Here is a 22,373-nt window from a genome sequence, read left to right as displayed (position 1 = left end):
TTGTCTTGCTCGGAGCCTTACTCGGAGTCGGCGGCCTGCGCGTCGCCGGCGGCGTCTGCCTCGGCACCGGCCTCGGCGGCCTCGCCCTCGGACGCGTCGGACTCCTCGCGCTCGATGCCGGCCTCGGCCTCGGCGTCGGCCAGCTCGGCCTCGAGGGCCTCGGCGGAGACCTGCTCGGTGATGTTCACGACCAGGGTCTCGCCGTCGACCAGGAGGGTCGAGCCGGAGGGCAGCTCCAGCTGCGAGGCGAGGATCTGGGTGCCGGCGGGCAGGCCCTCGACCGAGACCTCGATGGACTCGGGGATGTGGGTGGCCTCGGCCTCGAGGGAGACGGTGGCGTTCTCGGTGACGACGAGCGTCTCGCGGGCGGCCTCGCCGGTGACGAGCACGGGGACGTCGACGGTGACCTTCTCGCCGCGGACGACCGCGACGAAGTCGACGTGCTCGAGGTGACGCTTGATCGGGTCGATCTGGACCTGCTTGGTCAGCGCGAGCTGGGTGTCGCCGTCGATGTCGAGCTCGAGGAGCGCGTTCGCGCCGCCGTGCTTGAGCGCGAGCATCGTGGCGTGGCCCGGCAGGGTCACGTGGATCGGGTCGTTGCCGTGGCCGTAGATGACGGCCGGCACCTTGTTCTCGCGGCGGATGCGGCGGGCGGCGCCCTTGCCGAACTCGGTCCGCTTCTCGGCGGTGATCTTCTCGGTGGCCATCGTGGCTTCTCCTCGTGCGTGCTGGCTGGAACGGTTGCGTCGGGGGCCTCGGCTCGACGGCGCGGCACACCCGGAGGCACAGCCAGCCCTGTCGATCACGGAGCGGGTCCACAGCCGGTGCGGCCGGACACTCCCTCGCCGAGGCAACCGCAGCAGTCTAGGCGTGGGCGCCCCGCGGGGCCAATCGGGGTGCGGTCCGGGGTGCGGTCCGGGGCAGCCGGTGCCCGTGCTCGACGGACGTCGGGAGGGTCAGGCGTGGCCGTCGAACATCGAGGTGACCGAGCCGTCCTCGAAGACCTCGCGGATGGCGCGGGCGACCAGCGGCGCGATCGACAGGATCGTCAGCTTGTCGAACTCCCGCTCCGGGGCGATCGGCAGGGTGTTGGTGACGATCACCTCGACCGCCGGGCTGTTCTTGAGCCGGTCGACGGCGGGGTCGGAGAGGATGGCGTGGGTGGCGGCGATGATCACGCCGGCCGCGCCGTCGGCCATCAGCGCCTCGGCGGCCTTCACGATGGTGCCGCCGGTGTCGATCATGTCGTCGGTCAGCACGCACATCTTCCCGGCGACCTCACCGACGACGCGGTTCGCGACGGTCTCGTTGGGGCGGTCGGTGCGGCGCGTCTTGTGGATGAAGGCCAGCGGCACGCCGCCGAGCTTGGCCGACCAGCGCTCCGCGACCTTGATCCGGCCGGCGTCCGGGGAGACGACGCACAGCTGCTCGTGGCCGTACTTCTCCTTGACGTGCTCGGTCAGGATCGGCAGCGCCATCAGGTGGTCGACCGGGCCGTCGAAGTAGCCCTGGATCTGGTCGGCGTGGAGGTCGACCGAGATCAGGCGGTCCGCGCCGGCGGTCTTGAACAGGTCGGCCATCAGGCGCGCGGAGATGGGCTCGCGGCCGCGGTGCTTCTTGTCCTGACGGGCGTAGCCGTAGAACGGCATGACCACGGTGATCCGCTTGGCGCTCGCCCGCTTCAGGGCGTCGACCATGATCAGGTGCTCCATGATCCACTCGTTGATCGGAGCGGTGTGGCTCTGCAGCACGAAGGCGTCGCAGCCGCGGACCGACTCCTCGTAGCGGACGTAGATCTCGGAGTTCGCGAACTCGTAGGCCGACGTCGGCACGAGGTCGGTGCCGAGGATCCCGGCCACCTCCTCGGCGAGCTCGGGGTGTGCCCGACCACTGAAGACCATCAGGTTCTTCTCGGTGGTCTTCTTCATTCCGGTCATCGTGGGGCTCCCTGGTCGCCGGAGGTGGGTGCGATCAGGATTCTGCCCCCGTCGAGGGGGTCTCCCCAACCCGAGTCCCGTCGCCCTGAGATGTTTTGTGAGCCGTGTCTCCCACGGGGGTGCCCACCGGGCTACCCGTCGATGCCCCGGCCGCCTCCGCGGCGGCCGCCTGGGCGGTGCCGGGGCGCCGCTGGAGCGTCCACCCCTCGAGGTTGCGCTGGGGACCGGCGCTGACCGCGAGCGCGCCGGCCGGCACGTCGCGGCGTACGACGGTGCCGGCGCCGGTGCCCGCGCCGTCGCCGACGGTGACCGGCGCGACGAAGGTGTTGTTCGAGCCGGTGCGCGCCTGGCGCCCGATGGTCGTGCGGTGCTTGGCGACCCCGTCGTAGTTGGCGAAGATCGTGCCCGCGCCGATGTTGGTGCCCTCGCCGACCTCGGCGTCGCCGACGTAGGAGAGGTGCGGCACCTTCGCGCCCGCGGCGAGGTCGGCGTTCTTGGTCTCCACGAACGTGCCGATCTTGCCGCCCTCCCCCAGCTTCGTGCCGGGGCGCAGGTAGGCGAACGGGCCGACGTTCGCGCCGTCCCCCACGACGGCCAGCTGGCCGTGGGTCCGGACGACCCGGGCGCCGACGCCGACCTCGCAGTCCTCCAGCGTGGTGTCCGGCCCGACGACCGCGTCCTCCCCGACGACCGTCGTGCCGAGGAGCTGGGTGCCGGGCAGGATCGTGACGTCCTGGGCCAGCACCACGTCGGACTCGATCCACGTCGTCGCGGGGTCCATCACCGTCACTCCGGCCCGCATCCACCGGGTGACGATCCGGCGGTTCATCTCCCGACCGAGCTCGGCGAGCTGGGCGCGGTCGTTGGCGCCCTCGGTCTGCAGCACGTCCGCGAGCGGGTGCGCCCCGACCGTGAGCCCGGCGTCGCGCGCCAGCTGCACGGTGTCGGTCAGGTAGTACTCGCCCTTGACGTTGTCGTTGCCGATCCGCGGCAGGGCCTCGGCGAGGAACGCGCCGTCGAAGGCGAGGATCCCGGAGTTGATCTCGTGGATGTCCCGCTGCGCGGGGGTCGCGTCCTTCTCCTCCACGATCGCCAGCACGTCGCCGTCGGCGTCGCGGACCACCCGGCCGTAGCCGAAGGGCTCCTGCAGGATCCCGCTGAGGATGCTCACGGCCCGCTCGGCCGCCTCGTGCTCGGCCACGAAGGCGCGCAGCGACTCGCCCTCCAGCAGCGGGGTGTCGCCGTACGCCACCAGGACGGTGCCCGACGTGCTGCCCGCGGCCTCCATGGCGATCCGGACGGCGTGCCCCGTGCCGAGCTGCTCCTCCTGGACGGCGAGCACGACGTCGGGGAGGTGCTCCTGGACGTGCGGGGCGACCTGCTCGCGCTGGTGACCGACGACGGCCACGACGCGCTCCGGCTCGACGGCGGCCACCGCCCTCAGCACGTGGCCGACCATGCTCCGTCCGCACACCGGGTGCAGCACCTTGGGGGTCTTCGACCGCATCCGGGTACCGCCACCGGCCGCGAGCACGATGACCGTCAGGTTGTTCGTCATGCTCCCCGGGTAGGAGTCGAACCTACGTCGCTAGTCCTGATTCAAAGTCAGGCGGGCCCTGCCGGCAGACCAACCGGGGAACGTCCCCCGTGGAGGACCGGCCCAGCCTAGATGAGCGCCAGCCGGTCGAGCAGCGAGCGCCGCGCACTGCTGGTCGAGCAGCGAGCGCCGCGCACTGCTGGTCGAGCAGCGAGCGCCAGCGAGCGTCGTCCGCTGCTGGTCGAGCAGTGAGCGCCAGCGAGCGTCGTCGAGACCCCCGCACCGACGCAGGACCTCAGCCACCACAATCGACCACCACCAGGCCCCAGGCACCTCACCGGGTCTCGACGACGCTCGGCGCTGGCGCGCCTCCCTGCTCGACCAACAGGGACCCCAGGCACCTCACCAGGTCTCGACGACGCTCGGCGCTGGCGCGCCTCCCTGCTCGACCAACGAGTAGCCCAGCGAGCTTCGTCCGCTGCTGGTCGAGCAGCGAGCGCTAGCGAGCGTCGTCGAGACCCCCGCAACCCACCCACGGCCGTCACCACCATCGACCGACCACCACCAGACCGCAGGCACCTCACCGGGTCTCGACGACGCTCGGCGCCGGCGCGCCTCCCTGCTCGACCAACAGGGACCCCAGGCACCTCACCAGGTCTCGACGACGCTCGGCGCTGGCGCGCCTCCCTGCTCGACCAACAGGGACCCCAGGCACCTCACCGGGTCTCGACGACGCTCGGCGCTGGCGCGCCTCCCTGCTCGACCAACAGGGATCCCAGGCACCTCACCGGGTCTCGACGACGCTCGGCGCTGGCGCACCTCCCTGCTCGACCAGCAGGCCGCAGCCACCTCACCGGTCTCGACGACGCTCGGCGCTGGCGCGCCTCGCTGCCCGACCAGCGCTGCTCCCGCATGACGTCCCTGGTCCTCGCTAGGTTCGGGAGCGTGGACCTGCCCGTGATGCCGCCCGTCCAGCCGATGCTCGCCAAGTCGGTCGCCGGGGTGCCCGACCCGGCCAAGCACGGGGGCGGGCTGCTCTACGAGCCGAAGTGGGACGGGTTCCGCTGCCTCGTGTTCCGCGACGGCGACGAGGTGGAGCTGACCAGCCGCAACACCAAGCCGCTGACCCGGTACTTCCCCGAGGTGGTCGAGGCGGTCAAGGAGCAGCTCCCCGAGCGGTGCGTGCTCGACGGCGAGCTGTTCGTCGCGGTGGGCGACCGGCTGGAGTTCGAGGTCCTGCAGGAGCGGATCCACCCGGCGAAGTCGCGCGTCACCATGCTGAGCGAGACCACCCCGGCCGGCTTCGTGGCGTTCGACCTGCTGGCCCTGGGTGACGCGTCGTACCTCGACCGCCCCTTCTCCGAGCGGCGGGCGGCCCTGGAGGAGGCCCTCGGACACCTCGTCGGCGGCCGGGGCCCGTGCCACCTCACCCGCGCCACGACCGACCCCGCCGAGGCGGAGAGCTGGTTCACGCGGTTCGAGGGCGCAGGGCTCGACGGCGTGGTCGCCAAGCCGCTCGACGCGGCGTACGTCCAGAACGGGCGCACCATGCTCAAGGTCAAGCACGAGCGCACCGCCGACGTCGTCGTCGCCGGCTACCGCGAGCACAAGACGAGCACGCCGGAGCGGCCGCTGCTCGGCAGCCTGCTGCTGGGGCTGTACGACGCCGACGGCTCGCTCCAGCACATCGGCGTGAGCGCCAGCTTCACCGAGAAGCGGCGCGCCGAGCTGCTCCAGGAGCTGCAGCCGCTCGTGTGTCCGCCCGAGGAGCACCCGTGGGGCGCCTGGAGCGAGATGGCCGTCGCCAACCCCGACCGGGTCCCGGGCACGCAGAGCCGGTGGAGCGTCGGCAAGGACCTCTCGTTCACGCCGCTGCGCCCCGACCTGGTGCTGGAGGTCAAGTACGACCACATGGAGGGCCGACGGTTCCGCCACACCGCCCACTTCAAGCGGTGGCGGCCCGACCGCGACCCCACCTCCTGCGGCTACGACCAGCTCGAGGAGCCGGTCCGCTACGACCTCGCCGAGGTGCTCAGCGCCGCCCCCGCCGACGACCCGACCGGACTAGGGTGACCGCCATGCCCGACTACGACGTCGTCCTGCTCGTCGAGCAGGCGCTCACGCCCGCCGACGCCGCCCAGGTCCGCTCCCTGCACGAGGGCATCGAGGAGCCGGTGACCTACCACGTGCTGCTGCCGATGGAGGACGCCGCGGCCCGCGTGGAGGCCGCGATGGGGTCGCTCTCGGGGGGCGAGCTGCTCGCCTCGCCGGCGATGGCGATGTCGGAGGTCGACCTCGACGCGGTCCGCCAGGACTGCCAGGACCGCTCGCGCGCCGACCTGGCCGCCACCCTCGAGGCACTGCACGGCGCCGGCGCCACCGCCGTGGGCGAGGTCGTCACCGACCCACCGATCCACGCGCTCGCCGAGAAGGTGCGCGCCGTCGACGGTCGCGAGGCAATCATCCTCACCCGCCCCCACGTGGTGGCGGAGTTCTTCCACGTCGACTGGACCTCCCAGGCGCGCCGCAAGATCGGCGTGCCGGTGCTGCACCTGCTCGAGCACGAGAACTTCGACGAGCAGGCAGGCGGCCCCGAAGGCATCTCGGGCGCCTGACGTGCGACTCCACCTCCACCGGTCGACCGAGGCCGGTCCCGCCGACGAGCACGCCCCCGACCTGACCCTCGAGCGACCGCCCCGGCCCACCCCGCCGCACGGCCGCCCGACCGCGGCGTACGCCGCCGTCCTCGACGGCGAGCACCTGTGGCTGGCCGTCAACGCCGCGCCGGGCACGCTCGCCCTGCGCGACACCGGCTCAGGCGAGGTCGTGGCGCTGGTCGGCGACCACGAGGACACGCCGACCTACCGCTCGGTCCGCGCCGACCTGCTCGCGCTGCCCGGCACCGGCTCCGCGACGTACGACGCCGTGCTGGTCGGCTCCGGCGGCCGCGCGCCCCGGGCGGTCTGGACCCCGCCGCTCACGGAGGTGGGACCGGCGGTCGGGCCCGACGGCGGGCCGACGGTGGTGCCGACGACCCGCGACGGCTCGACCCGGTTCGGCCTCGAGCGGGCCGAGGACGGCACGCTGCGCCTGCACCGACGACCGGTCGAGCAGCCGCTCCCCCGGCTGGTGTCGGTGACCAGCACCGGCGACGCCGTCGAGCTGCACGTGGGCGGCGTGGCCGGCGGCGAGCTCCACCTGCGGGCGGGCGGGCAGGACGGGGACGTCGTGGCGACGGTGCCGGTCCTGGAGGGTCGGGCGCGGATCGCCCGCGACGACGTGCCGCTCGACCGCGGCCGGCGGCTCGACATCACCGTCGCAGCCGCGGGGGCCGCGCGCCCCCTCGCCCGCGACGGCAACGACCTGCGCCGGCCCGGGCCGGCGACCCTGCTGCCGCTCCTGCTCGACGAGACCGACCGGCCGCTGTGGCGCCTGGTGTGGTTCCCGGACGCGACGCTCGGCGTGCGGGTCCCGCCCCGCGACGACCGCCCCGACGACCAGCAGGACGACCAGCAGGACGACCAGCAGGAGGAGCGCTCGTGAGGATCGCCTGGCTGGTCACCGACCTCGACGGGATGACCGGGCCGACCCGGTCCGCCATCACCCAGGCCAACGCGCTCGCGCCCGACCACGACGTCCGGCTGGTCAGCGTCACCCGCACGACCGACCGGCCCTGGTACGAGGTCGACGACCGGGTCACGGTGCAGTACCTCGCCGACGTCCGCGAGGACCGCGACCCGGCGCGAGCGGCCGTCGCGGGCCTCGCCCCGCAGGCTGCCACGGCTCTCGCGGACCGCGGGTCGGCGCTGGTGCCGGCGCGGTGGGACGCGCAGTTCTCCGCGCTGACCGACGTGGCGATGGGGGCGGCGCTGCCGGCCCTCGACGTCGACGTGGTGGTCACCGTGACCCCGGCCCTCCTGGCCTCGGCCGTCCAGCTGCTGCCCGACCACGTCACGGTGGTCCACCAGGAGCACCGCTCCTCCTCCGACCGCGCCTCGGGACTCGAGCCGCTGCTGGCCCACGCCCCGCAGGCCGACGTCGTGGCCCTCCTGACGCCGTCGGCCGAGACCTGGCTGCGCGAGCGCCTCGGCGAGGTCGCCCCCGAGACGGTCGTCGTGCCCGACCCGCTCCCGATCGGGTTCGTCCCCCGCTCCCGGCTGGACCGCAGGACGATCGTCGCCGCGGGCCGGCTCGTCCCGGAGAAGCAGTTCACCAAGCTCGTCGCCGCCTTCGGCCTGGTCGCCGACCGGATGCCGGGCTGGCGGCTGCGGATCTGCGGCGAGGGCCCGCAGCGCAACGAGATCCTGCGCCAGGTCCGCAAGGACGGCCTGTGGGACCGCGTCGAGCTGCCCGGCGCCGTCCCCGACATGCGCGGCGAGTGGGCCAAGGCGAGCATCTCCGCGGTCACCTCCCGCGCCGAGGGGCTCCCGCTGGTCGCCCAGGAGGCGATGGCCGCGGGTGTCCCGGTGGCCAGCTTCGACTGCGGCTCCGGTCCCCGCGAGCTCATCGAGCACGAGGTGTCCGGGCTCCTCGTCGGCCCGGAGTCCGTGGCCGGCATGGCCGCTGCCCTGCTCCGGCTCGCGTCCGACGACGAGCTGCGCCACCGGCTCGGCGCCGGGGCGCACCGCGCCGCCCGGCAGTACGACGCGCACGCGCTCGCCGAGCGCTGGCTCGGGGTCTTCGCCGACGCGCGGGCCCGCCGGGCGGGGCGGGGACGGCTCGAGGCCCGCGCCCTCGCCAAGCCCCCGCGGCGTCGCCGCTCCGCCGACCCCGTGACCGCCCCGGGGGTGACGCCCCTCGAGGCGCGCCGCACCGCGCTGCGGCTGGCGGTCGACGCCGCCCGCGCCGCCAGCGACGCGTGGTTCGTGGTCCCGCCGGACGGGCCCACCCCGCCGGTCGTCGCGGTCCCGATGTCGGCCCGCCGGTCCGTCCTGGACCACCTGGCGGCCGCCGACGTCCCGGCGTACCTCTCCCTGCGCGACCCCGCCCAGCACGGCTGGCACGAGCGCCGCGCACCGGTCGCCGAGCTGGCCCGTGACCTGCGCCGCGGGATGACCACCCAGGTCTCGCTCGAGCCGTGGCCCGAGGACCCCGCCACCGGACGCCCCGGCCTGCTCGCGCACGGCGGCACCGTCGACCTCCAGTTCTGGGAGTCGACGGTCGACGGCGACCTGGTCGCGCCGCGCCGCAACCGCTGGGTCCAGCGCGTGCCGCCCGGCACCGTGCTCGTCGACCACGACGTCGACGGCGTCACCGTCCGCACGCTGCCCCTGATGGCCGAGCCGACGTTCGACCAGTGCCGCTTCCCGGTCGACGTCGTCTACACCTGGGTCGACGGGAACGACCCGGAGTGGAACGACGCCCGTGCCGCGAGGCTGTCGCAGGTCACCGGCACGGCGACCACCCGCGAGGCCAGCGGCCGCGCGCGGTTCGTCCACCGCGACGAGCTGCGGCACTCGATGCGCAGCGTGCACCTGTTCGCGCCCTGGGTGCGCCACATCTACCTCGTCACCGCCGGCCAGCGGCCCGCGTGGCTCGGCGACCACCCGCAGGTCACCGTCGTCGACCACCGGGAGATCCTCCCGGCGGACGCGCTGCCGACGTTCAGCTCGCACGCGATCGAGACCGCGCTGCACCGCATCCCGGGGCTCAGCGAGCAGTGGGTCTACCTCAACGACGACGTGTTCCTCGGTCGTCCGGTGCGCCCCGAGCAGCTGTTCACCCCCGCCGGGCAGAACGCGGTCTTCCTCTCCACCACGACCGTCGGACCCGACGACGACCCCGGCGCGCCGGCGTACCTCCGCGCCGCCTGGAACAACCGCCGGGTGCTGCGGGAGGCCTTCGGCGCGACCACGACCAGCACCCTGGCCCACACCCCGCACCCGCACCGGGTGTCGGTCCTGGAGGAGATCACCGAACGGTTCCCCGAGGAGCTGGCCCGCACCGCCCGCTCGCCGTTCCGCTCCGAGACCGACGTGTCGGTGCTGAGCTCGCTGGCCCAGCACTACGGCCTCGCGACCGGCAGCGCGTACCTCGGCTCCGCCGAGCACTCCTTCGTCAACGTGAGCAACAGCGACGTGGCCTGGCAGCTGCAGCGGCTGCTCGACCGGCAGCAGGACTTCTTCTGCCTCGGCGACCACCACGACCACGCCGCGACGGCCACGCGGCTCGACCGGCTGCTGCGCGAGTTCTACGCGGCGTACTACCCGGTCGCGGCTCCCTGGGAGCGCTGAGCCCGCGACCGGCGAGCGTCGGTCAGCCCGACCGGGACGCGAGGTAGGCGGTCACGACGTCGGCGATCCGCTCGCCCGCGTGGCCGTCCCACAGCGGCGGCACCGGCCACTGCTCGGGCCGCCCGGCGGCGAGGGCGGCGGCGACGGCGGTGGCCAGGCCGGTCGCCTCGACGAGCCGGTTGGTCCCCTGGGTGATCGTCACCGGGCGCTCGGTGTTGGGCCGCACCGTCAGGCACGGCACCCCGAGCACGGTGGTCTCCTCCTGGATCCCACCGGAGTCGGTGACGACCAGGGCGCTGCCGTCGACCAGGCTGAGGAACTCCAGGTACGGCAGCGGGTCGACCGCGTGCACCGCGGGGTGCTCGAACAGCCCGGCGCGGGTGAGGCTGGGCCGGCTGCGGGGGTGGACCGGCAGCACGACCGGCACCTGGTCGGCCGTCGCGTGCAGGCCCTTGACGAGCTCGACCAGGGCGTCGTCGTGGTCGACGTTCGCCGGCCGGTGCAGGGTCGCCACGGCGTACGACGCGGGCAGGTCCGGCAGGCCGGCCAGGCGGTGCGGACCGAGCTCGGCGCGGTGGCTGAGCAGGGTGTCGATCATCGGGTTGCCCACGAGGTGGACCGCGTCGGGGTCCACGCCCTCGCGGGCCAGGTGCGCCACGGCGTCGACGCTCGTGGCGAGCAGCAGGTCGCTGAGGCGGTCGGTGACCAGCCGGTTGACCTCCTCCGGCATCGTCCGGTCGAAGCTGCGCAGGCCCGCCTCGACGTGGGCCAGCGGGATGCCCATCTTGCTGGTGACCATGGCCGCGGCGACCGTCGAGTTGACGTCGCCGTAGACCATGACGAGCGCCGGCCGCTCCGCGGTCCACAGCTCCTCCAGGCGCGCCATCACGGTGCCGACCTGGACCGCGTGCGTGCCGGAGCCGACCCCCAGGTTGAGGTCGGGACGCGGCAGGTCGAGCTGCTCGAAGAAGACCGTCGACATGTTGTCGTCGTAGTGCTGCCCGGTGTGCACGAGCCGCTGGCGGTGACCGTGCCGCGCCATCGCGCGGAGGACGGGAGCCGCCTTCGGGAAGTTCGGCCGGGCACCGGTCACGTGCCAGATCTCGGCGGGGGGGACGGGCATGCGAGACGTCCTGGGGTTAGGGTCTGGGGCTGCCAGAACCTAGCAGCAGGGCACTCCAGGAGAGGAACAGGACATGGGCGACCTCGTCGTCGTGGGGCTCGGGTACGTCGGGCTCCCACTGGTCGCGGAGGCTTGCCGCGCCGGACTCTCCGTCACCGGGCTGGACGTGTCCCGCGGCGTCGTGGACGGCCTCAACGCCGGACGCTCGCACGTCGACGACCTGGACGACGCCGAGATCGGCGAGCTCCTCGCGACCGGCTTCACCGCCACCGACGACGCCACCTGCGTCGCCGAGGCCGACGCGGTCGTGATCTGCGTCCCGACGCCGCTGAGCGCGGAGGGCGGCCCGGACCTCGCCGCGGTCGAGGGCGCCTGCCGCGGCATCGGCCCGCACCTGCGGCCCGGCACGCTGGTGGTCCTCGAGTCCACCACCTACCCCGGCACCACGGCGGAGGTCGTCCGGCCGCTGCTCGAGGAGCTCTCGGGCCTCGGTGCCGACGAGCTGCACGTGGCGTACAGCCCCGAGCGGATCGACCCGGGCAACGCGACGTACGGCCTCAAGAACACGCCCAAGGTCGTCGGCGCCGACGACCCCGCCGCCCAGGAGAAGGCGCGGGCGTTCTACTCCCGCGTCGTCGACACCGTGGTCGTGGCGTCGGGCACCCGCGAGGCGGAGTCGGCCAAGCTGCTCGAGAACACCTACCGGCACGTGAACATCGCGCTGGTCAACGAGATGGCGCGCTTCTTCCACGAGCTCGAGATCGACTTCTGGGAGGTCATCCGGCTCGCCTCGACCAAGCCGTTCGGCTTCCAGGCCTTCACCCCGGGCCCCGGCGTCGGCGGGCACTGCATCCCGATCGACCCCAACTACCTCAGCCACCGGGTGCGCACGCAGCTGGGCTACGGCTTCCGCTTCGTCGAGCTGGCCCAGGAGATCAACTCCTCGATGCCGGCGTACGTCGTGAGCCGGATCGCCTCGCTGCTCAACGACCAGGAGAAGGCGGTGCGCGGCAGCACCGTGCTGCTGCTCGGCGTCACCTACAAGCCCGACATCGCCGACCAGCGCGAGTCGCCGGCCGTCGACGTGGCCAAGCGGCTGCTCCAGCTGGGCGCATCGGTGCGCTACCACGACCCGCACGTCGCCTCGTGGGACGTCGCAGGCACCACGTCGGCCGGGGAGGACGTGCTCGCCGCGGCCGGCGACGCGGACCTGACCGTGCTGCTCCAGCAGCACAGCGCCTACGACCTCGACGCGATCGAGGCCTCGGCCCGCTGCCTGTTCGACACCCGCGGGCGCACGACCGGCGAGAGCACCCACCGGCTCTGACCACCGCGCCGCCCCCGTGGTCCAGAAGGGCGGCGGGGGGCAGCGGGGGCGGCGCGACCGTCGGGGTGTCAGCCCCGACGCATCACCACCGCGCCCTTCTCCAGCGGGAGGCTGCGGACCTCGAAGTCCGGCAGCAGGAGCGCCCAGCGCTCGGTCACCTCGAGGTCCGAGGCGCGGGTGGTGTCGTCGACGACGATGGTGCAGCGGGCCGCGAGGCGGTCCCGCAGCAGCGGGACCGCGGGGTACCGCGCGGCCGGGCCGGTCGCCGTCGGGGGGCCGTCGACGACGAGCATGCCGACGTCGTGGAGGTCGGCGATCGCCGCCTCGTCGTACCAGGGGGTCAGGTGGCCCGGCACGTGGGTCCGGGCGAGCGGCGCCCAGCGGACCTCCGCGCGGTCGGCCACGCCGTGGCGCTCGAGCAGCTCCCGGGTCTGCGCGGCGTAGTGGGCGTCGTGGTCCAGCGACACGATGCGCGTGTCGAGCCCGTGCTCGCGGGCGGCGAGGGCGAGGAGCAGCGTCGAGACGCCGCTGCCTGCCTCGACGACCAGCCGCGGCCGCTGCTCGAGCAGCCGGTCGACGACCTCGACCGCGAAGTCGGGTGAGGCGGCCCAGCCGCCCAGCGCCGGGACGCCGGCGCGCATCGGCGCCATCTGGCTGAGGTTGACGAGCGCCTGCACCTGGCGCCGGACGGTGAGCCCGTCGTTCTGCACGGTCCGGGTGAGGTGGGCGGGGACGGCGTCGACGGCGCGCTGCACCTTGCGCAGCCGGCGGCCCTGGCGCCGGGCGCGGTCGCGGGTCTCCTCGACCACGGCGAGCTGGCGCCGGCTGCGGCCGCGGGCGTCCCGGCCCTGCCGGGCCACGACACGCTCCAGGTGCGCGAGCCGGGCGGTGGTGGACCGCTGGGCGAGGGCGACCACCGCGGCCAGCGCGGCCAGGCCGAGCAGGAGGACGCCGAGCGCGAGGCCGACCACGACGCCCTCCGCGCCCGCGACGAGGCCGAAGACGACGGCCGGCAGCACCAGCGCGAGCAGCGCCAGGACGGCGGTCACGAGCAGGCCCGCGCGAGGCCCGCGGCCCACGCGGCGACCCACGACGGCGAACAGGCTCCTCGCCGAGGCCGCGGGCCCGGCCGGGCGCGCCTGCGCCTGTCCCTGGGGCGCCGGACGCTTCTGACCCGGCCCCTTCTGCCCGGGGCCGCGACCACCGGCCGGGCGGGTGCGGGGGCCGTCCCGCCGGTCACCGAGCTGCTGGCGGGCCTCCGCCAGCTCGGTCCGGACCCGCCGGAGCTGCTCCTCCTTGCGCTGGAGCTGGGCCGCCGCGGCGGCCCGCTCCCACTCCGCGGCGACCTGCTCCTGGTGGCTGGTGCGGGCGTCGGGGGCCGTCGTGCCGGCCGTCAGCACCGCGTCGAGCACCCAGGCCGGGTCGGCGACCGGCGCCGAGGGACCGCCGAGCACGACGCACGGCCGGTCGCGGAAGCGGCGTACACCGGTCAGCGCCGGGGCCGCCGGGTCCGTGAGCCGGGCGCGCAGGTGGTCCAGCGCGTCGAGGTCCCAGGGGATCTCGACGGCGAGCACCGGCGGCTCCTGGCCCGTCCCGCCCGGCTGCCTCACGAGCGCGAGAGCGGCGTCGACCGCCCGCTGCATCCCGGGTCCCGCCGCGACACCGACGAAGACGAGCGGGTCCGTCGTCGGCGCAGCGACGGTGGGGTCGTGCTCGGCGGCCAGGTCGGTGGCCAGCTCGGTGGCCAGGTCGGCCGCCATGTCGTCGTACGTGGTGACGACGACGCGCTCGAGCGCACCTCCGAAGACCTGCGCCGCGCCGGGTCGGTCCACGCCGACGATCAGCGCCCGTCCGGTTCGCGTATCGTCCGGTCCCGTTGTCGTCACCGGGCGTCCCTCGTCTCGAGAGGCCCCGGCACGAGCCTGGGGAAGGTCGAAGGGATCGTCAGCATGAGCGGCAGTCTGCCACCTGATATCTCGGTCGTCGTGGCCACCCGCGGGCGCCCCGAGATCGTCGGCGAGGCCCTCTCCTCCCTCGCCGCGCAGACCCTCCCGGCCGACGCGTTCGAGGTCGTGGTCGTCGTCAACGGCTCCTCCGACGGCACCTACGAGGCGGTCGAGGAGGTCGCCCGGCAGCAGACCGACATGCACGTCCGGGTGCTCCGCTCCGAGCGCCCGGGTGTCGCCCACGCGCGGACCGTCGGCCTCTGGGCGGCGCGCGGGACCCACATGACGATCGTCGACGACGACGACCGGGTGACGCCCCACTACCTCGAGGACCTGCTCGCCGCGGTCGAGCCCGGTATCGTCCCGCTCGCCTGGCTGGCCGACGTCGAGCCGGACGCACCCGACGCCCCGGACTTCGCCAACTACTACTCCGACGCGCTGACCGCGGCCCTCGCCATCCCCGGCGCCGCCGAGGGTGCGCCCGTGCCGGTCGTGCGGCTGCCGCAGGCGATCTCCCTGAACGTCGGCAAGCTGGTCCCCGTCTCGCTCGCCCGGACCGTGGGCTACGACTTCTCCCTCCGCGGCGGCTCGGACTTCGTCTTCTGGACCAAGGCCTTCGCCCACGAGCAGTTCTCCTTCCGGGTCCTGCCCGACCGCCGCGCCTGCTACCTGCGCACGAAGGTGCCGGACTCGCTCTCGCGCCAGGAGCCGGGCTACGACTTCTCCATCACCCAGCGGCTCGCCTGCATCGGCAGCCTCGAGAGCATCCCCGACTCCACCGGCGACGTGGAGCGGCTGACCCGGCACATGGTCCGCAGCCAGCTGGTCCACGCCCAGCGCTTCCTCGGCCGCAACCCCGACCAGCGCACCACCGTGATCGAGGACGTCGAGAGCCGCCGCCTGCGCCGGATGTTCTGGTCCACGGTGAACGAAGGTGCGGCGCAGGACCTGGCCCTCCTCTACTGCTTCACGCCCTGGGTGGGCACCGCGGGCATCGTCGCCGCCCGGCGGCTGCGCGAGCGCGGGGTCCTCGTCGACGTCGTCTGCAAGGACCTCGACGAGATGCGCGACCGCGACACGTCGTTGAAGGTCATCGCCGACCCCTGGGTCGCTCGGGTCGCCGCGCTCGGCGGCCCCGCCGACTTCAGCTCCTGGGGCTCGGTGGAGTCGTGGTCCGGCGGTGTCTTCGCCCAGCTGGAGGAGTGGGGCACCGACCACCGGTCGGTGTACTCCCGGGCGATGTGGGTCGCCAGCCACCTGGTCGCCGCGCAGTACAAGCTGCGCAACCCCTCGGTCCCGTGGACCGCCGAGTTCTCCGACCCCATCAGCCGCACGATCCACGGCCGCCGCCGGCCGGGACGGGCCCGGGAGGGTGCCCTGCTCGAGGAGCTCCGGTCGGGGATGCGCGCCGCCGGGTTCGAGCCACCGGACCACCACGACACGTTCGAGTGGGCGGAGGTCGCGGCGTACGCGCTGGCCGACGAGGTGCTCTTCACCAACGAGAACCAGCTCGAGTACATGCTGGACTACTGCCCCGACCCCGCGCTGGCCGAGCGCGTGCGCGCGGTCGCCACGGTGCGTCCGCACCCGACCCTGCCGCCGCGGTTCTACGACCTCGCGGAGCCGGACTACGTCCTCGACGAGGGCGTCGTGAACCTCGGCTACTTCGGCGCGTTCTACCCCACCCGCGGGCTCACCGAGGTGACCGGCGCGCTGGAGGGCCTCCCGGCGCACGTGCGGTCCAGGGTCCGCCTGCACGTCTTCACCCAGGACCCCGCCACGATCCGCTCGGCGGTCGTCGACGCGGGCCTGGCCGACTGCGTGGTCGTCAACCCCTACGTCGGGTTCCTGGAGTTCCTTGCCCTGACCCGCCGCTTCGACGTGCTCGTCGTCAACGACGCCGACTCCTCCGAGCACGGGCCCGGCGGCAACCCCTACCTGCCCTCGAAGCTCTCCGACTACCTCGGCAGCGGCACCCCGGTCTGGGCGATCGTCGAGCCCGGGAGCGTGATGTCGCGCCGGTCGCTCGCGCACACGACCCTGCTCGGGGACGTGGCCGCCGCCGCCGAGGTGGTCACCGGGCTGGTCGCGGCCCGGGCGGCAGGACCGGTCGGGGCCTCAGCCGACCTGTGAGGGCGGCACGTCGTCCACGGTGATCTGCTCCACGGGGGTGCGGGCCACGCCGGCCTCGCTCAGCTCCCGGTGCAGCATCGGCGTCAGCGTGCGGACGAAGGTGTCGGTCAGGTGCGACCCCTGGCGCAGGACGAGCACGCCTCCGATCGCGGACGGGCACGCGCCCTCGCCGGGGCAGATCCAGCGGTCGAGGTCCACGACGGGCAGGTCGAGCCGGTCGGCCAGGAGCGCGAGCGTCTCGCTGCCGTAGCCGTCGACGTCCTCGCCGCGCGGGGTGTCGCAGCGCCCGTAGCGGCCAGGGTTGCGCTCCACGCACCGGTAGGTCGCCGCCCGCCGCGGCGAGGGGTTGTCGTCCACGACGACGACGCGCGTCCCCATCGCCATCAGCTCCTCGAGGGCCTCGCGGTGGCCCTCGAGCAGGCCCGGCTCGTCCGCGGGGCTGCCCTGCGACACGAACGCCACGTCGGGCGCGCCGTCGGCGGCGTAGGCGTCGAGGACGTTGCGGGCGTACGGCGCGCAGTCCTCCTCCAGGCCCTGCAGCGTGAAGGAGCAGGCCGACTTCAGGCGCAGCTGCAGGCGCCAGCCCTCCTCGCGCGCGATCGCGTCGAAGGCGGTGAACCACTGGCCCATCTTCGAGTCGCCGAGGAGGGCGACGGTCGTCGTGCCGTCGGTGTCGCCGTACTCGCAGGGGCGGACCTCGGTCTCGCCGGGGCTGAGCTGGCAGTCGTCGTCGTAGTACGCCGGCACGTCCTCGGTCGCCACCGCGGGATCGGGCGTGAGCGGCCCGCGCCGGGTGAAGAACCGGGCGGGACGGTCCACGACCTCCCACCGGTCGGCCGAGGGCTCGGCGACCAGCGCGGTCGCGCCGCGTCCGGTCGCCCCGTCCAGGCGGGGAGCGCCGGCCCAGAGCAGGCCGGCGACCACCAGGCACAGCGCCATGGCGGCGCCGCCGGCCGCGAGCGCCCGGCCCGGTCGTGACACGAGACCGCGGTGGAAGCGGACGGGGTCCTCCACGAGGTGCCGGGTGAGCCAGGCCAGCGGCACGGCCAGGAGCGCGAGGCCCAGCGAGGACCAGGTCCCCAGGTCCCACACCGAGCCGCCGATGACGAGCAGCGGCCAGTGCCAGAGGTAGACCGCGTAGGAGAGGCCGCCGAGCCACACGAGCGGGCCGAGCCCGAGCAGCCGGCCGGCCCAGGACGCCGGGTGCGCGCAGCCGGCACCGATCACCGCCGCCGCGCCCAGGGTCGGGAGCAGCGCCGCGACGCCCGGCCACGGGGTCGCGGAGTCGAGGGTGAGGGCCGCCACGACGATGGCGCCCAGGCCGGCCGCGGCCAGCACCTCTGCGGCGGCGCGGGACATCCGTGCGGCCGGGGCGGCCAGGCAGGCCAGCACCGAGCCGACCGCGAGCTCCCAGACCCGGGTGTGGCTGGTGAAGTACGCCGCGGCGGGGTCGCTCGCCGTGCGGAGCACGCCGAGGAGGAACGAGACGCCCAGGACGGTGGCGGCGGTGGCGAGGAACCACCGCTCGACGCTGCCCCTCCGGCGGCGCGTGAGGGCGAGCACCACCAGCATCAGCAGCGGCCACACCACGTAGTACTGCTCCTCGACCGACAGCGACCAGTAGTGCTGCACGGCGGAGGGCGTCGCGGCCTCGGCCAGGTAGTCGACCGAGCGCGCGGCCAGCGTCCAGTTGACGGCGTACACCGTGGCGGACGCGACGTCCGTGGCGAGGTCGGCGTGGGCCGAGCGCGGCAGCAGCGCCCAGCCGGCCAGCGCGGTCACCACCAGGACGAGCGAGGCCGCCGGGAGCAGGCGGCGCGCCCGCCGCGCGTAGAAGTCGACCAGGGAGATCCGCCCGTCGCGGGCGGCCTCCCGCAGGAGGAGCGAGGTGATGAGGAACCCGGAGATGACGAAGAAGACGTCCACGCCGACGAAGCCGCCCGGGAGCAGGGAGCTGCTGGCGTGGTAGAGCAGCACGGTCCCGACGGCGACGGCCCGCAGGCCCTCGATGTCGCGCCGCAGCCGGGTGCGTCCGTCGGGGGCCGGTGCCGCGCCCGGCTCGGCGGCCGGGTGCTGCGAGGGGCGGCTCGTCGTGGTCACGGGCGCCGACCGGCGATGCGGGTCAGCACCTCGGTGGCGCCGGCCACGTCGTGCAGGGACGAGGCGTGGGCGACCTGCTGCCGCGACAGGACGCTGCCGGGCTGGCTGATCGCCCAGATGTCGGTGCCGCTGCCGAGGTAGTCCGACAGCTTCGAGGGCAGGTAGGGGTTGACGCCCTCGTGGTCGGCGTCGTTGACCACGAGGACGTCGAAGCGGGTGGTGAGGTGGAGGAACTCGAGGAACGGGCGGTAGCCGTTGACCTTCACGACGTCGGCGAGGCCGGCCGCCCGGACGCCCTCCTCGATCTCCTCGGGACCGCTGGTGAAGACGTGCAGCTGGACCCGGGCCCTGACCGCGGCCGGCAGCCCCGCGAGCGCCTCGGTGACCTCGGTGAGGCCCCGGGTGGCGTAGAAGACGCCGAAGTAGCCGATGTGCACGCGCTCGGGGTCCAGCGCGTAGCTCGACGGCTCGCGGCGGTAGAACGGCGGCGGCAGCGTCGGGTGGTGCGAGACCGTGCTGATCGCCTCGACCCGGCTGCGCAGCGCGGGGTCGGGGCAGTACCCGAGCATGTAGTCGCGCTGGTTGGCGTTGGTGAAGACGATCTCGTCCGCCAGGGCGTAGGCCAGCTGCTCGACCCAGGGGAACAGCTGGAGGTGCCCGGGCGCCTCGACCCCGGCCGCCTCGAGCCCACCGCGCAGCTCGCGGAGTAGCTCGCCGTCGCGCAGCCGCGCCGGACGCGGCTCGCCGTGGACGTCCTTGGAGAGCGGGTCGGAGAACTCCGCGCGCCAGTGCACCGCGGGGTTGCGGATCTTGTAGCGCGCGGCGGCGACGTGGGAGGCCGGGAACATCGCGCGGGAGTAGACCGTGTCGAACCGGCGCCCGGCCAGCGGCCCCTCCTCGAGGATCCGGGTCGAGGACCGCACGAACCGCACGATGCCCTCCCACCCGGCGAAGGAGGCGTCGCCCGGCACGACGTGCTGCCCGGCGACGTACGGCGCGGCGATGGCGCGCGACGCCTCGTCGCGGCCCCGCAGGTTGTCCATGGCCTGGGCGACCACCTCCACGACCGCGCCGCGGGCGCGGATCCGGCGGGCCGCGACCAGCCCGCTGGTCCCGTTCCACGGCGTGAAGCAGTAGAGCAGTGCCAGCTCCCTCGCCCGGCCCGCGTTGAGCAGCGACCAGTCCACCCGCTGCAGCCCCCGCGCCTCGACCTCCTCGACCAGGCGCGCGTGGTCCTGCGGGTGGGTGTCGAGGTGCGCCCGGACCGGCTGGAGCTCGACGGCCACGGCGTCCTGGAGGGCGGCGGCCGCCTCGTCGGTCGGTGCCGACACCGCCTCGAGCTCGGCGAGCGCGTCGAGCCGGGGCCCGACCACGGTGTCGAACGGGTCGTCGGAGGTCGCCTGGCCGCCGGCGGCACGTCTCGTGGACCCCGGGGACGACGTCGCGAGCCGCGGGACGAGGCCGGGCAGGCGGACCGCCGCGGTCGTGTCGCTGCCGGCGCGTGCCCGCAGCGTCGCGGTCGGCACCAGGCCCTCCCCTCGGCCCTCCGCCCACCCCGCGAGCGTCTGCTGGTCGGGCACCGCACCGGGGAGGAGCACGGCGCAGAACGGCGCACGCGCGGCGGCCGCGCCGACCGCCAGCAGCCGACCGGGGGCCGCGCGGAGCGTCCGGGTGCCTGCGGGCAGCGCGCTCGCCACCCGGGCCGGGACCGGGTCGACGGACGTGACGACGAGGTCCGCACCCACGGGGGCGACGGCGAGGAGGGTCGTCAGCAGGCCCTCGTGCTGGCCCTGGTCCTGGCTGTCGGGCCGCGACGGTGCGCCGTCCAGCGGGACCACGACAGAGACCGGCGGGTCCGGCTCCAGCACGATGCGTCCTCCGCTCGTCCGAGGTCAGGTCGGTCAGGTCGGGTCAGGCCGGCCATCGCGGGAACGGCCTACGGGATGGTAGTCGCGCCGACCGCCTCCGCCGACCTCGCCGGCCCCCTGCCGGACGCGGCGCTCACCCGCGCGGGCGCACCACCCGGGCGGCTCGGGCGGCGAGCCGGCGTGCCGGGCCGGGGGCCGGGGCGGCCCGCTCGAGCTCCTCCACCCGCGCCCGCAGCCGCCGGTTGCGCGAGCGCGCCTGCTGCAGCTCCTGGCGCTGCGCGCGACGTGCCGCGGCGACGGCGGCCTCGGTGTGGTCGGCGGCGAGCGCGACGGCGTCGGCGTGCAGCCCGGCGTACGCCTCCCGGGCGGCGTCCAGCTCAACCAGCGCCGCAGGGTCCTCCGGGGCGTCCACGAGCCCGTTGACCGCGCGCCAGGTCCGCTCGGCGACGTCGCGCAGCGCCGGCGGGACCGATGTCTCCTCCCACCCGGCGCGCGACCGGTTGAGGGAGACGTCGATGAAGTCGTCGACCGGGTGCGGCTCCCCCGGCCCGGGCTCGGAGCGGAGGCCGGCGCCGAGGTCGACCCCCAGCGCCCCCTCCAGCGGCGCGAGCGCACGACGCCAGTCGGCCAGCAGGTCGTCGTACCGGACGAACGCCCGCGGGTGCCCGCGGAAGGCCCGCTCGGAGGCGTAGGCGGCGTTGCACCAGGCGGCCACGTTGCTGACCTCGCGGATGCGGCGGTGCTCGGCGTCCTTGTCGACGAGGTAGGCGGTGTCGCGCGAGCGGGCGACCTCGACCGGGTGCCGCAGCATCGTCACGAACGACAGGTCGATCCCGGCCTCGTCCGCGGCGGCGCGCCAGGCGCGGTGCAGCCAGAAGATCTGCGGGTCCTTGACCACCGACTGGGCGTGCCCGGCGACGTGCTCGAGCAGCCACGCCCGCACCCGGGCCACCAGCTCGGCGCTCTCGGCGCTCGCGCTCTCCTCCACGAGCGCGGCGGCGTCGGGCCGCGCGTCGTTGCCGCGGACCGGCACCGACTCCAGCACGGCGCGGTTGGCCTCGATCACCCAGGGCGTCTCGTAGAAGCCCTTGGGGTTCCGCTCGTCGGCGGGGGCGAGCGGGCCCGGGAGGTGCAGGCCCAGGCGCGCCAGCGCTCCCGTGACCGTGCTGGTGCCGCTGCGGCCGGACCCGGTGACGACGACGAGCCGGGGCTTGGTCTGGTGGGGTCGCTCGCTCACCCCGGGAGGCTATCGCCGCGCCGCGGCGACCGTGCCGCTGACGCCGCCCGGCCCGGGCTCAGTAGGCTCCGCGAGCGTGAGAGCGATGGGTGCCGACTTCCTGCCCGTGGCGCCGGCAGCCGGATCGGTGCGGCACGAGGGCCGCGCGGCGGTCTGGGCCGAGCGGCCCGACGGGGCCCGGGCCGTGCTCCGGGCCCGGTTCGAGGACGCCAGCGCGGCGACCGTGGTCCACGAGCTCGCGCTGCTGCACCCGGTCGAGGACGTGGCCGGCTCCGACCGGCGCCGGCTGCTGCTGCTGGGCTCGCGCGAGCCGGACGTCCGCGCCTACGCCCGCCGCCTCGCCGACCAGGGCTGGCGCGAGGTCGCCCGGGCCGTCCCCGACGGCGCCGGCTACGCGCTGAGCCTGGTGGACCACCCCGCGGGCTGAGCCCGCCTCAGGCGTCCGCGGGCCGCCGGGTCCGCAGCTGCTCGACGAGGATGTCGCCGTGGCCGGCGTGACGGGCCAGCTCGGCGACGACGTGGGCGTGGACGAAGCGCAGGCTCACCGGTCCGGAGTGCCAGGCGAACTGCTCGTCGAGCCCGTGCTCCGCGGCCACCGCCCGGGACCGCTCGCACGCCGCCAGGAACGCCGCGCGCACCGACGCGACCGTGGCGGAGTCGTCGAGCAGGAAGCTCTCCTCGACAGTGTCGGGCAGCCCGAGCTCGGCGCGCGCGACGCCGGCCACCCGGTGGTGGAACCACACCCGCTCGACGAACGTCGCGTGGGTGACCAGCCCGAGCGGGGTGGTCAGGGAGGGCACCAGCCGCTCCCTCGCCTCCTCCTCGGTGAGGTCGTCGAGCAGTCCGGCGATCGCCGACCGCTGCCGGTCGAGCATCCCCTCGAGCAGCGCGCGCTCCCCCGCCACGGTGACGTCCACGGTGATCTCCATGCT

Annotated in this window: 16 protein-coding genes and 1 tRNA gene; 7 read left to right on the top strand and 10 right to left on the bottom strand. The window is 74.7% G+C overall.

Going from position 1 to position 22,373, the window contains the following annotated elements:
• Positions 1-17 precede the first annotated feature (17 nt).
• From AB0N29_RS00495 to AB0N29_RS00480, 4 genes are all read right to left on the bottom strand, one after another.
• The gene (locus AB0N29_RS00495; RefSeq protein WP_302269873.1) at positions 18-707 is read right to left on the bottom strand and encodes a 50S ribosomal protein L25/general stress protein Ctc; all 690 of its coding nucleotides are present in this window, start codon (positions 705-707) and stop codon (positions 18-20) included.
• A 249-nt stretch (positions 708-956) separates the two neighbouring features.
• Positions 957-1,937 (bottom strand): ribose-phosphate diphosphokinase, encoded by a 981-nt coding sequence (locus AB0N29_RS00490; RefSeq protein ID WP_302269872.1) that lies wholly within the window; start codon positions 1,935-1,937, stop codon positions 957-959.
• Positions 1,938-1,971: 34 nt separating this feature from the next.
• Positions 1,972-3,495, bottom strand: a complete 1,524-nt coding sequence (gene glmU, locus AB0N29_RS00485) for a bifunctional UDP-N-acetylglucosamine diphosphorylase/glucosamine-1-phosphate N-acetyltransferase GlmU (RefSeq protein ID WP_364863220.1) — start codon at positions 3,493-3,495, stop codon at positions 1,972-1,974.
• A gap of 1 nt (position 3,496) precedes the next feature.
• Positions 3,497-3,575 (bottom strand) — tRNA-Gln (locus tag AB0N29_RS00480).
• Positions 3,576-4,419: 844 nt separating this feature from the next.
• Between AB0N29_RS00480 and AB0N29_RS00475 the strand changes: the two genes are divergently transcribed.
• The 4 genes from AB0N29_RS00475 to AB0N29_RS00460 are packed head-to-tail and all read left to right on the top strand — an operon-like array spanning position 4,420 to position 9,707.
• A complete protein-coding gene (locus AB0N29_RS00475) occupies positions 4,420-5,547 on the top strand; it encodes an ATP-dependent DNA ligase (protein WP_364863218.1) in 1,128 nt (375 codons plus the stop codon).
• 5 nt (positions 5,548-5,552) lie between these two features.
• Positions 5,553-6,089, top strand: coding sequence for a hypothetical protein (locus tag AB0N29_RS00470; protein WP_302269868.1), 537 nt, complete (start codon positions 5,553-5,555; stop codon positions 6,087-6,089).
• 1 nt (position 6,090) lies between these two features.
• Positions 6,091-7,017 carry a hypothetical protein gene (locus AB0N29_RS00465; protein WP_364863216.1) on the top strand — a complete coding sequence of 309 codons (927 nt, stop codon included), beginning with the start codon at positions 6,091-6,093 and terminating at the stop codon, positions 7,015-7,017.
• Complete coding sequence (locus AB0N29_RS00460) at positions 7,014-9,707, top strand: stealth conserved region 3 domain-containing protein (protein ID WP_364863214.1); 2,694 nt, start codon at positions 7,014-7,016, stop codon at positions 9,705-9,707. The genes AB0N29_RS00465 and AB0N29_RS00460 overlap by 4 nt, the downstream gene beginning before the upstream one ends.
• A gap of 22 nt (positions 9,708-9,729) precedes the next feature.
• Here AB0N29_RS00460 and wecB read toward each other — a convergent pair whose 3' ends face one another.
• Entirely contained in the window at positions 9,730-10,830 is a 1,101-nt protein-coding gene (wecB, locus tag AB0N29_RS00455; RefSeq protein WP_302269865.1) for a UDP-N-acetylglucosamine 2-epimerase (non-hydrolyzing), read from the bottom strand.
• A 73-nt stretch (positions 10,831-10,903) separates the two neighbouring features.
• Between wecB and AB0N29_RS00450 the strand changes: the two genes are divergently transcribed.
• A complete protein-coding gene (locus AB0N29_RS00450) occupies positions 10,904-12,157 on the top strand; it encodes a nucleotide sugar dehydrogenase (protein ID WP_364863211.1) in 1,254 nt (417 codons plus the stop codon).
• A 68-nt stretch (positions 12,158-12,225) separates the two neighbouring features.
• Here AB0N29_RS00450 and AB0N29_RS00445 read toward each other — a convergent pair whose 3' ends face one another.
• Complete coding sequence (locus AB0N29_RS00445; RefSeq protein ID WP_364863209.1) at positions 12,226-13,989, bottom strand: class I SAM-dependent methyltransferase; 1,764 nt, start codon at positions 13,987-13,989, stop codon at positions 12,226-12,228.
• A 117-nt stretch (positions 13,990-14,106) separates the two neighbouring features.
• Here AB0N29_RS00445 and AB0N29_RS00440 point away from each other — a divergent pair, with 117 nt between their 5' ends.
• Positions 14,107-16,236, top strand: a complete 2,130-nt coding sequence (locus AB0N29_RS00440; RefSeq protein WP_364863207.1) for a glycosyltransferase — start codon at positions 14,107-14,109, stop codon at positions 16,234-16,236.
• Here the strand turns inward: AB0N29_RS00440 and AB0N29_RS00435 are convergent.
• The 3 genes from AB0N29_RS00435 to AB0N29_RS00425 all read right to left on the bottom strand — a co-directional run bounded on the left by AB0N29_RS00435 (position 16,222) and on the right by AB0N29_RS00425 (position 21,441).
• Positions 16,222-18,336, bottom strand: coding sequence for an acyltransferase family protein (locus tag AB0N29_RS00435; RefSeq protein ID WP_364863205.1), 2,115 nt, complete (start codon positions 18,334-18,336; stop codon positions 16,222-16,224). The genes AB0N29_RS00440 and AB0N29_RS00435 overlap by 15 nt on opposite strands.
• Positions 18,333-20,204, bottom strand: coding sequence for a hypothetical protein (locus AB0N29_RS00430; protein WP_364863203.1), 1,872 nt, complete (start codon positions 20,202-20,204; stop codon positions 18,333-18,335). The genes AB0N29_RS00435 and AB0N29_RS00430 overlap by 4 nt, the downstream gene beginning before the upstream one ends.
• Before the next feature lie 133 nt (positions 20,205-20,337).
• Positions 20,338-21,441, bottom strand: coding sequence for a sulfotransferase (locus AB0N29_RS00425; RefSeq protein ID WP_364863201.1), 1,104 nt, complete (start codon positions 21,439-21,441; stop codon positions 20,338-20,340).
• A 76-nt stretch (positions 21,442-21,517) separates the two neighbouring features.
• Here AB0N29_RS00425 and AB0N29_RS00420 point away from each other — a divergent pair, with 76 nt between their 5' ends.
• Entirely contained in the window at positions 21,518-21,868 is a 351-nt protein-coding gene (locus tag AB0N29_RS00420) for a hypothetical protein (protein ID WP_302269856.1), read from the top strand.
• A 7-nt stretch (positions 21,869-21,875) separates the two neighbouring features.
• Here the strand turns inward: AB0N29_RS00420 and AB0N29_RS00415 are convergent, their stop codons facing one another.
• Positions 21,876-22,370, bottom strand: a complete 495-nt coding sequence (locus AB0N29_RS00415) for a DinB family protein (protein ID WP_302269854.1) — start codon at positions 22,368-22,370, stop codon at positions 21,876-21,878.
• Positions 22,371-22,373: the final 3 nt, after the last annotated feature.

This window comes from Nocardioides sp. NPDC092400, assembly GCF_040684155.1.
Lineage (GTDB): Bacteria > Actinomycetota > Actinomycetes > Propionibacteriales > Nocardioidaceae > Nocardioides.
This window is presented reverse-complemented; position numbering and strand designations above follow the sequence as displayed.

Excerpts from the sequence above, each read along its gene's own strand:
- AB0N29_RS00495 (WP_302269873.1), bottom strand. The coding sequence starts at position 707 with ATGGCCACCGAGAAGATCACCGCCGAGAAGCGGACCGAGTTCGGCAAG.
- AB0N29_RS00490 (WP_302269872.1), bottom strand. The coding sequence starts at position 1,937 with ATGACCGGAATGAAGAAGACCACCGAGAAGAACCTGATGGTCTTCAGT.
- glmU (WP_364863220.1), bottom strand. The coding sequence starts at position 3,495 with ATGACGAACAACCTGACGGTCATCGTGCTCGCGGCCGGTGGCGGTACC.
- AB0N29_RS00470 (WP_302269868.1), top strand. The coding sequence starts at position 5,553 with ATGCCCGACTACGACGTCGTCCTGCTCGTCGAGCAGGCGCTCACGCCC.
- wecB (WP_302269865.1), bottom strand. The coding sequence starts at position 10,830 with ATGCCCGTCCCCCCCGCCGAGATCTGGCACGTGACCGGTGCCCGGCCG.
- AB0N29_RS00450 (WP_364863211.1), top strand. The coding sequence starts at position 10,904 with ATGGGCGACCTCGTCGTCGTGGGGCTCGGGTACGTCGGGCTCCCACTG.
- AB0N29_RS00440 (WP_364863207.1), top strand. The coding sequence starts at position 14,107 with ATGAGCGGCAGTCTGCCACCTGATATCTCGGTCGTCGTGGCCACCCGC.
- AB0N29_RS00415 (WP_302269854.1), bottom strand. The coding sequence starts at position 22,370 with ATGGAGATCACCGTGGACGTCACCGTGGCGGGGGAGCGCGCGCTGCTC.